General features: G+C 68.3%; 13 protein-coding genes. 6 read left to right on the top strand and 7 right to left on the bottom strand.

The annotated features are described in order from the left end of the window. Positions 1-130: 130 nt before the first annotated feature. Both ACFV9G_RS28605 and ACFV9G_RS28600 read right to left on the bottom strand, forming a co-directional pair. Entirely contained in the window at positions 131-508 is a 378-nt protein-coding gene (locus ACFV9G_RS28605) for a type II toxin-antitoxin system VapC family toxin (RefSeq protein WP_378732637.1), read from the bottom strand. Beyond that, positions 508-768 (bottom strand): type II toxin-antitoxin system Phd/YefM family antitoxin, encoded by a 261-nt coding sequence (locus tag ACFV9G_RS28600; RefSeq protein ID WP_378732635.1) that lies wholly within the window; start codon positions 766-768, stop codon positions 508-510. Before ACFV9G_RS28600 ends, ACFV9G_RS28605 begins: the two co-directional genes overlap by 1 nt. Positions 769-853: 85 nt before the next feature. On the opposite strand from ACFV9G_RS28600, the gene ACFV9G_RS28595 reads away from it, so the two are divergent. Further along, positions 854-1516, top strand: coding sequence for a CTP synthase (locus tag ACFV9G_RS28595; protein ID WP_378732633.1), 663 nt, complete (start codon positions 854-856; stop codon positions 1514-1516). Positions 1517-1593: 77 nt separating this feature from the next. Here the strand turns inward: ACFV9G_RS28595 and ACFV9G_RS28590 are convergent, their stop codons facing one another. Both ACFV9G_RS28590 and ACFV9G_RS28585 read right to left on the bottom strand, forming a co-directional pair. After that, positions 1594-2298: a GPP34 family phosphoprotein gene (locus ACFV9G_RS28590; protein ID WP_378732631.1), complete on the bottom strand. Its 705-nt coding sequence runs from the start codon at positions 2296-2298 to the stop codon at positions 1594-1596. Between the two features lie 10 nt (positions 2299-2308). Beyond that, positions 2309-3262 (bottom strand): helix-turn-helix transcriptional regulator, encoded by a 954-nt coding sequence (locus ACFV9G_RS28585; protein WP_378732629.1) that lies wholly within the window; start codon positions 3260-3262, stop codon positions 2309-2311. 112 nt (positions 3263-3374) lie between these two features. Here ACFV9G_RS28585 and ACFV9G_RS28580 point away from each other — a divergent pair, with 112 nt between their 5' ends. Further along, on the top strand, positions 3375-4484 hold the full coding sequence (locus ACFV9G_RS28580; protein WP_378732626.1) for an epoxide hydrolase family protein: 1110 nt from the start codon (positions 3375-3377) through the stop codon (positions 4482-4484). 62 nt (positions 4485-4546) lie between these two features. On the opposite strand, the gene ACFV9G_RS28575 is transcribed toward ACFV9G_RS28580, so the two are convergent. The 3 genes from ACFV9G_RS28575 to ACFV9G_RS28565 all read right to left on the bottom strand — a co-directional run bounded on the left by ACFV9G_RS28575 (position 4547) and on the right by ACFV9G_RS28565 (position 6932). Continuing rightward, positions 4547-5218 (bottom strand): GPP34 family phosphoprotein, encoded by a 672-nt coding sequence (locus ACFV9G_RS28575; protein ID WP_378732624.1) that lies wholly within the window; start codon positions 5216-5218, stop codon positions 4547-4549. A 69-nt stretch (positions 5219-5287) separates the two neighbouring features. Next, positions 5288-5731 carry a VOC family protein gene (locus tag ACFV9G_RS28570; RefSeq protein WP_378732622.1) on the bottom strand — a complete coding sequence of 148 codons (444 nt, stop codon included), beginning with the start codon at positions 5729-5731 and terminating at the stop codon, positions 5288-5290. Between the two features lie 109 nt (positions 5732-5840). Continuing rightward, positions 5841-6932, bottom strand: coding sequence for a DNA glycosylase AlkZ-like family protein (locus ACFV9G_RS28565; RefSeq protein ID WP_378732620.1), 1092 nt, complete (start codon positions 6930-6932; stop codon positions 5841-5843). A 151-nt stretch (positions 6933-7083) separates the two neighbouring features. Between ACFV9G_RS28565 and ACFV9G_RS28560 the strand changes: the two genes are divergently transcribed. The 4 genes from ACFV9G_RS28560 to yjfF all read left to right on the top strand — a co-directional run bounded on the left by ACFV9G_RS28560 (position 7084) and on the right by yjfF (position 11827). Continuing rightward, positions 7084-8061, top strand: coding sequence for an ABC transporter substrate-binding protein (locus ACFV9G_RS28560; RefSeq protein ID WP_378732618.1), 978 nt, complete (start codon positions 7084-7086; stop codon positions 8059-8061). Positions 8062-8188: 127 nt separating this feature from the next. Then, positions 8189-9772 carry a sugar ABC transporter ATP-binding protein gene (locus ACFV9G_RS28555; protein WP_378732616.1) on the top strand — a complete coding sequence of 528 codons (1584 nt, stop codon included), beginning with the start codon at positions 8189-8191 and terminating at the stop codon, positions 9770-9772. Further along, the gene (locus ACFV9G_RS28550) at positions 9765-10826 is read left to right on the top strand and encodes an ABC transporter permease (RefSeq protein ID WP_378732614.1); all 1062 of its coding nucleotides are present in this window, start codon (positions 9765-9767) and stop codon (positions 10824-10826) included. The genes ACFV9G_RS28555 and ACFV9G_RS28550 overlap by 8 nt, the downstream gene beginning before the upstream one ends. Next, entirely contained in the window at positions 10823-11827 is a 1005-nt protein-coding gene (yjfF, locus tag ACFV9G_RS28545; RefSeq protein WP_378732612.1) for a galactofuranose ABC transporter, permease protein YjfF, read from the top strand. The genes ACFV9G_RS28550 and yjfF overlap by 4 nt, the downstream gene beginning before the upstream one ends. The last annotated feature ends 539 nt before the right edge of the window (positions 11828-12366 follow it).

Here is a 12366-nt window from a genome sequence, read left to right as displayed (position 1 = left end):
CCAACCCCCCCCCGTTTCTCCCATACGCGTTACACCGTTACCACCTCCGTGCCTCCCTCCGGGCGGTTAAACAGCCGGTTTTCCCTAATCGTTCTATTTCCGCGTACCCCGGGTCATGGCCAACTTCGACCTACTTCCGTGCGTCCAGGATCCAGTCGTGGCCGAGCCCGAGCAGGATGCGGTCGGACGTCATGAACTCGAGGCCCTCCGCTGAGGCCTGAGCAACCAGGATCCGGTCGAAGGGGTCGTGCTTGTTCAACGCCTCGAACTTGGCCACGCGTGCCGCGTGCCGCTCCGTGAACGGAAGCCGGGTGATGCCCTGATCGCCGAAGAGTCGGACGAGATCTTCCGGCGCATCGAGCTTGCCGAGCATCCGCTTCATCGTGATCTCGAGATGGGAGATCGGTGACGCGTAGACCGGACCCCCTTCGATGAGGTCCCAGGCCACGGGTCCCAACGTGTCGGGGAACGCCGTCATCCGAATCAGGACGTTGGTGTCGAGCAACATCAGTCGCGACTCGCCTGGATCTCGAGCTCCGGGTCGAACATGCCCCTGATCTCCTCGTCCATCTCTTCCCACTCGTCATCGCTCGGGAGCGAGAACATGCCGCGGAGGCCACCGAGTCGGACCGTGGATTGTGGAAGGGCAGTGATCTGGACGACGGGCTTCCCAGCGCGCGCGATGATCACTGTCTCGCCGTGCTCGGCCTGGTCGACCAAGCGAGACAGATGCGTCTTCGCCTCGTGAATGTTGACCTGCGTCGTCATGATGCCAGTCTAGCTTAGTCCGACTTAGTCCGACCACGGCTGAAATCGATGGATCGGGATCCACCTGGTTGAGAAGATCCGGTGCATGATCGCTTTGCTCGGCGACGACCGAGGACACCGCAGCCATCAGGAGCTCAACGCCCTTCGGCCGCAGCTGGCCGAGCTCGGGGCCGAGACGGAGTGGGTGCCGACCGACTCCGGGTTCCACGTCGGGGCGTACGACGGGGTCTGGCTGGTTCCCGGCTCTCCCTATGCCGATGACGCTGCGGTGATCGCGGCGCTCACGGTCGTGCGGGAGCGGGGGATCCCGTTCCTCGGGGTGTGCGGCGGGATGCAGTACGCGGTGCTGGAGTGGACCCGCAACGTGATCGGCTCCGCCGCGACCCACGCCGAGTCCGACGGTGAGGGCGAGGACAACGCGGTCATGGCGCTGGCATGTTCGCTCTACGGCGAGGAGCGGCTGGTCACTCCCATCCCCGGCACCCGCTTCGCGGACTGGCAGCCGGAGCCGTTCGTCGGCATGCACTTCTGCAACTACGCGCCGAGCGCCGAAGCCGTGGCTGCGCTGGAGAAGATCGGTGTCGTCGTCGGCGCCACCGCGGACGACGCCGGCGCGGAGGTCCTGGAGTTCCCGGACCACCCGTTCTACGTCACCAGCATGTTCCAGCCCCACATCGGCGCCCTCGCCGGTGCCCCCGTCCACCCGCTGATCCGCTCCTTCGTGAGCGCGGTCGCGGCGCGAGGATGAGCGTCACGCTGCAGTTCCACCCCGACCGGCCGCACGCCGGTGAAGCGGGTCTGGCACTACCTGGCCAGGTTCGGGCGTCAACCGCCCCCGCCGTCTCCGCCACCTCCGCCGTCACCACCGAAGAAGCCTCCACCGTCGCCGCCCCCGTACCAGCTGCCTCGTGCGCGAGATGGCCGAAACATGCCGCGTACGGTGCTGGCGACCCAGTCGCCCCGAGTGACGTGATCCACGCGGTGCGTCATGTCTGTCGGGAACGCGACGGGGGAGTCGAAGAGCCGGTGGATCTGGCCGACGGCGGCGAGGTGGGCGATCAACGTGGCCGTCCGCCGGGTCGGGGCGACGCCGTTGAACAGGGCGGCGGCGAGGTGGCGGCGTACGTCCTGTCTGTAACTGAACTCGGCGGCGGGCCATGAGGTCCGGGTGATGATGAAGCGCCTCTCCCGCTCCCGGCGCAGCAAGCCCTGGTCGGCGAGGCGGTTGACGAGCTGGCCGTGCATGTCGATTCCGCAGCTTCTGATCAGGGGCGCGGGGCGCGGATGACCGCCGGCGAGCATCAGGCTGCGCTGGAGGAGAGGATCCTGAGGTATCCGGACCCCGGTCGGATGCACCTCCAGCCTGTGAGTGACGGGGTCGGGGTGCAGTTGGACCGCGCCGGAGAGTGCGAGCTCGGACACCAGGCCGCCGCCGGCCAGGAGATCGAGCATTCGAGGGCTGAGGCCGCTGTCGGGTCTCCCGCTGACCCCATCGAGCGTCAGCAGCACGAGGTCCTCCGCGATCAGCATGACGTCGTCATTACGGTGCGGTGATGGCCGCGGCGTAGCGCTTCGCGAGGACGTCGAGGTGGTCGCGGAGCTCCGACGGGGACTCCACGGTGAAGTCGAGGCCGAGCATGCCGATCCAGACGGCGACGACCTCGAGGCTGTCGCCGCCGGTGACCAGGACGCTGCGGTCGGGGGCGATCGGCTCGACGGTGCCGACGGTGGGATTGATCCGGGCGATGACCTCGTCGGCGGGGGCGGCGATCATCAGGCGGGCATGGACGGACCAGCCGGTGCGGGCGACCTCACGGACCAGGAACTCGGTGAGATCGAAGCCCGGATCGACCGGACGGAAGGGGCGGCCGCCGGGGACCTTGAGGCGCAGCCAGTCGACACGCAGCGGCTGCCAGGAGTCCTCGCGCGGGTCGCGGGCGACGAGATACCAGCGGCGCTGCCAGGAGACCAGGCGGTAGGGCTCGACCTCGATGGGGTCGCCGCGGTAGTCGGCGCGTACGCCGGAGCCGTCGCGGATCGCGGTCGCCAGCGCCTGCAGGGTGCCGGCGTCGACATCCGGGTCGGGGACGTTGCTGTCGGTGTTGACGGGGCCGGTCTCCATCGCATCGACCACCGCGGCGAGCTTGCGACGCAGATGGTCGGGGAGCACCTGGTCGAGCTTGGTGAGGGCACGGGCGCTGGTCTCGGCCACACCGGCGATCCCGGTCGCGGCGCGCAGCCCCACGGCCACGGCGACGGCCTCCTCGTCATCGAGGAGCAGCGGCGGGAGGTTGCCGCCGGCGCCGAGCCGGTAGCGCCCACCAGGGCCGCGCACCGACTCGACCGGATAGCCGAGCTCGCGGAGCTTGGTCATGTCGTTGCGCACGGTGCGCTCGGACACGTCGAGCCGAGCGGCCAGATCGGCTCCTGTCCAGCCGGCCGAGGACTGCAGGAGGCCGAGCAGCGCCAGGAGTCGCGCGGAGGTTTCCAGCACGGGCTCAGACTGCGCCAAAACAACTTCGTCGGCCAGCGAAATTCCGGAATCAGGCTTGCCGGAACCGTTCATAACCTGGTCTCACAAGGTCGAAAACAACCAAGGAGATGTCATGAACACGCAGGTCAACAAGGGAATCAACACCGAGATCAGCACCGTCACCGTCGAGTTCCCGCAGGCGGACCTCGACGACCTCCGCGCCCGTCTGGACAACACCCGGTTCGCACCCGCGGTGCCCGGGGACTCCTGGACGTACGGCACCCCGACGTCCTACCTCACCGACATGGTCGAGCGCTGGAAGGCGTTCGACTGGCGGGCGGTCGAGGCGCGGATCAACGCCCTGCCCAACTACCTGACCGAGATCGACGGCCAGAGCATCCACTTCATCCACGTACGTTCGTCGCGGGCCGACGCCAAGGCGCTCCTGCTCGCCCACTCCTACCCGAGCTCGTTCCTGGAGTTCCTCGAGATGGTCGAGGACCTCTCCGCGGACTTCCACCTGGTGATCCCGGAGATGCCGGGCTTCGGGCTCTCGGCCCCGCTCCTCGACACCGGCTGGACGATGCGGCGGGTCGCCGAGGCGTACGACGTCCTGATGCGGCGGCTGGGCTACGAGTCCTACGGGGTTCACGGCAGCGACGGCGGCGCGATGGTCGGTCGCGAGCTGGCCCTGCTCGACCCCGAGGGGTTCCTCGGCGCCCACGTCCTGCAGCTCTTCTCGTTCCCCTCCGGCGACCCGAGCGAGTTCGAGGGTTTCGGGCCGAAGGAGTACGCCGCGCTGGAGCACCTGCAGTGGTTCCAGTCCGTCGGTGGCTATAACACGATGAACGGCTCCCGCCCGCAGACGATCGGTGCGGCGCTGGCCGACTCGCCGGTCGGGACGCTGGCCTACAGCGAGCTCTTCGAGTCCTTCGGCAACGGCACGTCGCTGGTCACCCCCGAGCAGGTCATCGAGCAGGCGACCTACTACTGGCTCACCAACTCCTATGCCTCGGCCGCGCGCTACCACTTCGAGGAGGGGCGCGCCGAGCGTGAGCCGGAGGTCTCCCAGGGCCGGATCGGCGTGGCGGTCTTCAAGGACGACTTCCAGACGATCAGGTCGCTGGCAGAGCGGGACAACGCCAACATCCAGCACTGGTCGGAGTTTCCCGAGGGTGGTCACTACGCCGCCCTGGAGCGCCCCGACGTCATCGCCGCCGACCTGCGGGTCTTCTTCGGCTGACCGCAGACGCAGACCCGAGGATCGCAGTCACCCGGTGACTGCGATCCTCGGGTTGTGTCGGGTCAGATGGCCGCGGTGGTCGTGGCGGCTGTGGTGGCGACCATCACCGCGGTCATGACCGCGGTGACCTCGTCCATCGCGTCCTTGACGCCCTTGGCGGCCCAGTCGCCCCGGGCGATCTCCTTCGCCCGCTTCTTGACCGCCCCGGCGCCGACGGCCCTCGTGTCGACCACCTTGTGGGCGAGGTCGATGGAGGAGAGGAGGGCGATGAGCGGTCCCGTCCGTGCGTCCGGCGCGGCACCCTGGACCAGCACGGCGACCAGGTGGCCGCGTACGGCGTTCTCGTGGGTCGAGTCCGCCGCCGGCCAGGTGGTGCGCGGGAAGAGGCCGAGGATCCTCTCGTCGCGGCGCTTGAGGATGTTGCGGTCGCAGAGCCGCGCGGCGAGGGCCTCGTGCAGGCCCTTGCCGAGGTTGGTGACGGCGTTCTTGGCCGCCAGGGGCTTGGCCGCCAGCACGTCGTACGCAGCGGCCAGGATCGGCTCGTCCGGCCGCCTGCCCGGCAGCGCCATGGCCTTGGCCGGGTTGAGCCCGGACCTGGGGGCGATCTGGACCGAGCCCGTCATGACGAGCTCGGTCAGGATCGCTCCGCCCAGCGCCTGCTGGACCCAGGACGAGGCGAGCGTGCCCTTCTCGTCGTCGAGCACGAGCAGCAGCAGGTCTTCTGCGATCAGCATGTACCGACAGTAAAACGGCTCGCTGATCGACGCCTCCTACGAAAGACGGATCTTTGGGCGGACCTTCGTCTAGGCCTGTGCCGAGTCCGGGCCGGCGACGTCGAACATCCAGCTCACGCCGAACTTGTCGTCGAACTGGCCGAAGTAGTCACCCCATGGAGCCTGCGCGAACGGCATCGCGGGCGTGCCGCCCTCGGAGAGCTTGGCGTAGTAGTCGGCGAAGCGGGGCTGGTCGGCGGGGTCGGCGCTGGTCACCGCGACGGTGACGCCGGCGGTCGGAGCGACGTGGTCCATCCCTGGAGGCGTGTCGGCGGCCATCAGGACGAGGCCGTCGTCGAGGGTGAGCGAGCCGTGCATGATCAGGTCCTTCGCCTCCGGGTCCACCGGACCCATCGCGTCACCCATGGAGCCGAAGGTCATCGTCTCGACGGTGCCGCCGAGCACCGACCGGTAGAACTCGAGCGCCTCAGCGGCCTCGGACTTGAAGCTGATGTAGGGGTTGAGCGTTGCCATTCGGATCGTCTCCTTTGATCGATTTCCGACCCCGTTCGCTCACAGTAAGCGCCTCGAAGGAGGTGGAGAAGGGCAATTCGCGTCGGTTTGCCCTGTTTTCGGGTCACTGTCACGGGTGGGTGATCTCGACGCCCAGCCACCCGGCCAGCGCCTCGATCTCGGCCTCCACCGCGTCCCCGATCTCCCCGGTCCACCCGATGTCCTCGTGGACGGCGAAGACGTTCATCTGCGCCTTCTTGTGGTCCACCTTCGCGTCGAGCTTCCCGACGAGCCGCTCGCCGTACAGGATCGGGAGGGCGAAGTAGCCCCAGCGCCGCTTGGCGGCCGGCTTGTACATCTCCAGGACGTACTCGAACCCGAACAGGTCCAGCGCCCGGTCGCGGTCGTAGACGAGGCGGTCGAAGGGGGAGAGCAGGGCGGCCCTTGGGGAGAACCCGTCCTCGAGGGCGGCCAGTGCCTCGGGGTCGACCCGCCACTCGCCGTCGACGCCGGCCACGGTGCAGAGGACGCCCGCGTCACCGGCGCCGAGCACCTCGCCTCCGGAGGAGTCCTTCCGCCCGGGACGGGCGATCCCGAGCGAGCCCAACCTGCGCACCGTCTCCACCCTGAGCGCCTCTTCCGGGGAAGGAAGGCGCAGGTCGGACGGGTAGACGCGCTCGGCGATGTCCCAGGTCCGCAGCTTGCCGCGGCGGCCGGCGATGGCGACGTCGCCCATCCGGTTGAGCAGCTCGATCATCCGCAGCACGTTCTTGTCGTTGGTCCACCCGGTCGAGGCCCACGGCACCTCGGAGGTGTCCTCGATCTCGCCGGCCACGAGCGGACCGTCGGCTCGCAGGCGATCCAGGATTTGCGTACGGAATCTCTTGTTGGCCTCCACCCACTCGAGAGCCGTGGGGTGGATCCGGCCCGGCGACAGGGCGAGAACCGTCTCGATCTCGTCCATCGGCACGATGAAGCTGGAGAACTCCACCAGCGAGCGCTCCTGCTCGAGGGCGAAGGTCAGATCCGAATGATCGTACGCATCGCCCAACCGCGACCACGCCACCAGATCCGCGCTCGGCGCGATCGCCCTGGTCGGGTCGATCTGCAGCAGCGTCAGCTGGTCGACGGTCTCCACCAGCGAGACGGGCCGGCGCGCATCGAGGAGCTGGGCGCGGACGGCGATCCGGCGCGGCTGTTCCGGGGTCAGGGTGAGCGTCATATCGACACAGTATGGGGAGTTCCGGACGACCTGCTGCCGATTCGGACCGATCTTCCGATTCCGCTTGACCGCGTGAATGTTAACGCTCACACTAGGGCGCATCGTGACGACGGTCACACTGGCCGCCGCAGTGAAAAACTGGAGGACGACAGTGAAGAAGACCCTCATCGCCCTGTGCACGCTCGCCGTCGGCGGGATGTCGCTCAGCGCGTGCGGTGGCAGCGAAGCTGCCGACGACGGCTCGATCACCATGGGCTTTGCCCAGGTCGGAGCCGAGAGCGGCTGGCGCACCGCGAACACCACATCGATCCAGGACTCGGCCGAGGAGGCCGGCATCGACCTGAAGTTCTCCGACGCGCAGCAGAAGCAGGAGAACCAGATCAAGTCGATCCGGTCCTACATCCAGCAGAAGGTGGATGTCATCGCGTTCAGCCCGGTCGTCGAGACCGGCTGGGACGCGGTGCTCCAGGAGGCCAAGCGCGCCAAGATCCCCGTCGTGCTGACCGACCGGGCCGTGGACACCGAGGACACCTCGCTCTACGTCACCTTCATCGGCTCCGACTTCGTCGAGGAGGGTGAGAAGGCGGGGCAGTGGCTGGTCGACAACGCCGACGCCTCCGACGTCGACAAGGATGGCGCGGTCAACGTCGTCGAGCTCCAGGGCACCACCGGATCGGCGCCCGCGATCGACCGGAAGAAGGGGTTCGAGGACGTCATCTCCTCGGACTCCACGATCAAGATCACCGAGTCCCAGACCGGTGACTTCACCCGTGACGGCGGCAAGCAGGTCATGGAGGCCTTCTTGCAGTCCAACCCGAAGATCGACGTCGTCTACGCCCACAACGACGACATGGGCCTGGGCGCGATCGAGGCGATCAAGGCGGCCGGCAAGAAGCCCGGCACCGACATCAAGATCATCACCGTCGACGCGGTCAAGGACGGCATGACTGCGCTCGCCGCCGGCGAGATCAACTTCATCGTCGAGTGCAGCCCGCTGCTGGGGCCGCAGCTGATGGACGTCGCCGAGAAGGTCGTCGCCGGCGACGAGGTCCCCGACCGCATCGTCACCGAGGAGACCACCTTCACGCCGGAGCAGGCCGCTGAGGCGCTGCCCGACCGGAAGTACTGACGCCGTTGACCGAGGTCACTCGGTGAGGCGTCGCTTCCCTCGTGGAACTCCGCGAGGGAAGCGCGCACCCACCGAGTCACCTCGGTGAGCATTCCGCCGCCCCCGACCCGCCAGGAGCAAGCACGACATGAGCCAGGCAGAAACGAAGCCACCACGGCCGGTGGTGGAGATGCTCGACGTCTCCATCACGTTCGGAGCGGTCCGAGCGCTCGACGGCGTCTCGCTGCGACTCCTGCCGGGGGAGGTGCACGCGCTCATGGGGGAGAACGGGGCCGGGAAGTCGACGCTGATCAAGGCCCTGACCGGGGTCTACACGATCGACTCGGGACGGGTGGAGATCGCCGGCGTCGAGACCCGGTTCGCCACCCCGGCCGCGGCGCAGCACGCCGGGATCAGCACGGTCTACCAGGAGGTCAACCTGGTGCCCAACCTCACCGTGGCCGAGAACATGCTCCTCGGCCGCGAGCCGCGCCGCCTCAACGGGATCGGCGCGATCGACCGCCGGGCGATGAACCGCCGGGCCGCCGCCTCGCTGCAGGGCCTCGGCATCGACATCGACCCCGGTTCGGAGCTCGGCAGCCACCCGATCGCCGTCCAGCAGCTCGTCGCGATCGCACGTGCCGTCGACACCGAGGCCCGGGTGCTGATCTTCGACGAGCCGACCTCGAGCCTCGACGCCGACGAGGTGGCCAGGCTCTTCGAGGTGATGCGCCGGCTGCGTGACCAGGGCACCGCGATCGTCTTCGTCTCCCACTTCCTCGACCAGGTCTTCGAGATCTCCGACCGGATGACGGTCCTGCGCAACGGCCGCGTGGTGGGCGAGCGGCGGGTCGCGGAGACCACCCAGCTGGAGCTGGTGCAGCTGATGATCGGCCGCGACCTCCAGGTCCTCGAACGCCTCGACCATGCCGTGCACGAGGCGTCCGAGGAGGCTGCGACCGAGCAGCGCCTCCCGGTGCTGAGTGCGGTCGGGCTGGGCCGGAAGGGGAGCCTGGAGGCCACCGACCTCACCCTCTTTCCCGGGGAGGTCGTCGGCATCGCCGGCCTGCTCGGCTCGGGGCGTACGGAGCTGGCCCGGCTGTTGTTCGGCGCCGACGCCCCGGACACCGGAGACCTCACCGTTCGCGGCTCGAGTCGCCGGAGGCTACGCAGCCCCCGGCACGCGATCGACCGCAAGCTCGCCTTCTGCAGCGAGGACCGCAAGGCCGAGGGCGTCTTCGAGGAGCTCTCCGTGGCCGACAACATGCTGCTCGGCCTGCAGGCGAGCCGTGGCTGGCTGCGGCCGATCCCGACGGCCACCCGTTCGACGCTGGTCAAGGAGTTCATGACCGCTCTCGACGTACGACCGGCCGACCCGAGCCTGCCGATGCGGAGTCTGTCCGGTGGCAACCAGCAGAAGGTCCTGCTGGCGCGCTGGCTGATCACGGAGCCCGACGTACTCCTGCTCGACGAGCCCACCCGCGGCATCGACATCGGCGCCAAGACCCAGATCCAGCAGCTCGTCGCCGATCTGGCCGAGAAGGGGATGAGCGTGGTGTTCATCTCCGCCGAGCTCGAGGAGGTGCTCCGGCTGAGCCATCGGCTGGTGGTCCTCAAGGACCGCCGCAAGATCGCCGAGAGACCCAACCGTGGTGTCGACGTCAACGACGTACTCGAGATCATCACCGGCGAACCCGGCGGCCTCGCCGAGAAGGAGCGAGCAGATGCCTGAGATCGTCGGACCCGCCAAGGCCCTCGGCGCCCGAGCCGTGGCCGATCGGCTCTTCTGGCCGCTGGTCGCGCTCGGTGCTCTGCTGGTGGTCAACCTGATCGCGACGCCGACGTTCTTCAACGTACGCATCCAGGACGGTCACCTCTTCGGCAGCCTGGTCGACATCGTCCGCAACGGTGCCCCGGTGCTGCTGGTCGCGATCGGGATGACGCTGGTCATCGCGACCCGCGGGATCGACCTCTCGGTGGGCGCGGTGGCGGCCATCGCGGGTGCCGTCGCCTGCGTCTACATCGTCAAGAGCCCCGCCGACGGCGCCGCGGGCACGGCCGTCGTCGCGATCACGATGGCGCTCGCCGTCTGCGTCGCGCTGGGGCTGTGGAACGGCTTCCTGGTCGCGGTGGTCGGCATCCAGCCGATCATCGCCACGCTCGTACTGATGGTCGCCGGCCGAGGGATCGCGATGCTGGTGACAGGTGGCCAGATCACCACCGTCAACAACGACGCCTTCGCCGCGCTGGCCTCCGGCCACCTGCTCACCCTCCCCGTCGCCGCTCTGATCGCGCTCGGTGTCTTCGCCGCCACCCAGATCGTCGTACGCCGCACCGCGCTCGGCCTGCTCATCGAGTCGGTCGGGATCAACCCGGAGGCGAGCCGGCTGGCAGGGGTGCGGTCACGGACGATCATCTGGACCGTCTACGTCTTCGCGGCACTGTGTGCCGGGACCGCCGGCCTGATCATCGCCGCCAACACCCACTCGGTGAACGCCAACAGCCTCGGGCTGTGGATCGAGCTGGACGCGATCCTCGCCGTCGTCATCGGAGGTACGTCGCTGGCCGGCGGCCGCTTCTCGCTGACCGGCACGCTGGTCGGGGCGATGCTGATCGCCACGCTCACCCGGACCATCCCGAACATCGGCATCCCGGCCGAGGCCAACTATCTGTTCAAGGCGCTGGTGGTCGTGGTCGTGTGCCTGCTGCAGTCGCCGAAGGCGCGGTCGGTGCTGCAACGGCGCAGCGACCGCACACCGACCAGCCGAGAGGAGGCTGTGGCATGAGTGCTCAGGTGCCCACGATCGAGACCGGTGTCATCGCCAGGATCGCCCGCTACAGCCCGCCGCGCCGCTACCTGCCCGTGATCGGCACGTTCGCGCTGTTCATCGGCATGTTCGGCGTCGGCGGGATCCGCTATGAGGGGTTCGCCGACCCGCAGGTCTTCCTCACCCTATTGCTGGACAACGCGTTCCTGATCGTGCTCGCGGTGGGGATGACGTTCGTGATCCTGACCGGCGGGATCGACCTCTCGGTCGGCTCCAACGTGGCGCTCTCGACGCTGATCGCGGCCCGGACGCTCGAGCTCGGCCTGCCGGTGGTCGCGGTGATCGTGGTCGTGCTCCTGTCCGGCATCCTGCTCGGCACCGCGATGGGGTTGCTGATCCACTACTTCGACATCCAGCCGTTCATCGCCACTCTGGCGGGCATGTTCTTGGCCCGCGGGCTCTGTTACCTGATCAGCGTCGACTCGATCCCGATCAAGGACGAGACCTTCTCGGCCATCGCGTTCGGCTCGATCACCCTGCCCGGCGGCTACTACCTCGGGTGGACGGCGGTCTTCGCGCTGGTGATCGTCGCGGTGGCTGCGTACGTCCTCGCCTCGACACGCTTCGGACGCACCGTCTACGCACTCGGCGGCAGCGAGCCGTCGGCGCTCCTGATGGGCTTGCCGGTCGCGGCGACCAAGGTCGGGGTGTACGCGATCAGCGGGCTGTGCGCCGCGCTGGGCGGGCTCCTGTTCGCGCTCTACACGCTCTCGGGCTACTCGCTGCACGCGGTCGGGATGGAGCTGGACGCGATCGCCGCGGTGGTCATCGGCGGCACGCTGCTTACCGGCGGCCGCGGTTTCGTGGTCGGGTCGTTGCTCGGGGTGCTCGTGCTGGGCACGATCCAGACCTTCATCTCCTTCGACGGCACGTTGTCGTCGTGGTGGACGCGGATCACGATCGGGGTGTTGGTGCTGGTGTTCGTGGTGGCGCAGAGGGTGTTGACTCGGCGGTCGTAGCTGGATGCCGTGATTTGTGGCTGGTGTCTGCCGCCGACCCTTGCTTGGAGGGTGTTCTCGGCGGCGTCCGGAGTAAAGGACGGCCTGCGGCCGCCGGCTGACGCCGGTCGCCTTCGGCGATCCTTGACACCGGCCGTCGCCGAGAAAAGACTGGCTGGCTATCGGGCCGGCGGCAGGGGTTTGGCGCGGCGATGTGGGTTGGGTAGGGGCTTGGGGTCTGAAGGGCGAACGAATTTTCGTTCACCTACCAACCGCCGAGGGGCGGTGGCTAGCCGGGTGAACGAAAGTTCGTTCGGCAGGGCCGGGTGAATGAATGTTCGTTCGGCAGGGCCGGGTGAATGAATGTTCGTTCGGCAAGGCCGGGTGAATGAAAGTTCGTTCGCCAGGGAGCGTCCCCCTCCCGAGGAGCGACTACCCCGCGGCCACACCGGGGCCGCCGCCCCTGATAGCCAGCCTGTGATTATCGGGTCTGGTTGGCCTGGGGCCGACTGATGCAAGGGTTGGTGCCGGTCTCGGTCGTGGTGTGACTCATAGCCAGC

It is taken from the genome of Nocardioides sp. NPDC059952, from assembly GCF_042730435.1.
GTDB lineage: Bacteria > Actinomycetota > Actinomycetes > Propionibacteriales > Nocardioidaceae > Nocardioides.
Note: the sequence above shows the minus strand (reverse complement) of the source record. Positions and strands in the feature narration are given on the sequence as shown.

What these genes read in the sequence shown, in the direction of transcription:
- ACFV9G_RS28605 (WP_378732637.1), bottom strand. Translation starts at nt 508, where the DNA reads ATGTTGCTCGACACCAACGTCCTGATTCGGATGACGGCGTTCCCCGAC.
- ACFV9G_RS28600 (WP_378732635.1), bottom strand. Translation starts at nt 768, where the DNA reads ATGACGACGCAGGTCAACATTCACGAGGCGAAGACGCATCTGTCTCGC.
- ACFV9G_RS28595 (WP_378732633.1), top strand. Translation starts at nt 854, where the DNA reads ATGATCGCTTTGCTCGGCGACGACCGAGGACACCGCAGCCATCAGGAG.
- ACFV9G_RS28590 (WP_378732631.1), bottom strand. Translation starts at nt 2,298, where the DNA reads ATGCTGATCGCGGAGGACCTCGTGCTGCTGACGCTCGATGGGGTCAGC.
- ACFV9G_RS28580 (WP_378732626.1), top strand. Translation starts at nt 3,375, where the DNA reads ATGAACACGCAGGTCAACAAGGGAATCAACACCGAGATCAGCACCGTC.
- ACFV9G_RS28575 (WP_378732624.1), bottom strand. Translation starts at nt 5,218, where the DNA reads ATGCTGATCGCAGAAGACCTGCTGCTGCTCGTGCTCGACGACGAGAAG.
- ACFV9G_RS28570 (WP_378732622.1), bottom strand. Translation starts at nt 5,731, where the DNA reads ATGGCAACGCTCAACCCCTACATCAGCTTCAAGTCCGAGGCCGCTGAG.
- ACFV9G_RS28565 (WP_378732620.1), bottom strand. Translation starts at nt 6,932, where the DNA reads ATGACGCTCACCCTGACCCCGGAACAGCCGCGCCGGATCGCCGTCCGC.
- ACFV9G_RS28555 (WP_378732616.1), top strand. Translation starts at nt 8,189, where the DNA reads ATGAGCCAGGCAGAAACGAAGCCACCACGGCCGGTGGTGGAGATGCTC.
- ACFV9G_RS28550 (WP_378732614.1), top strand. Translation starts at nt 9,765, where the DNA reads ATGCCTGAGATCGTCGGACCCGCCAAGGCCCTCGGCGCCCGAGCCGTG.
- yjfF (WP_378732612.1), top strand. Translation starts at nt 10,823, where the DNA reads ATGAGTGCTCAGGTGCCCACGATCGAGACCGGTGTCATCGCCAGGATC.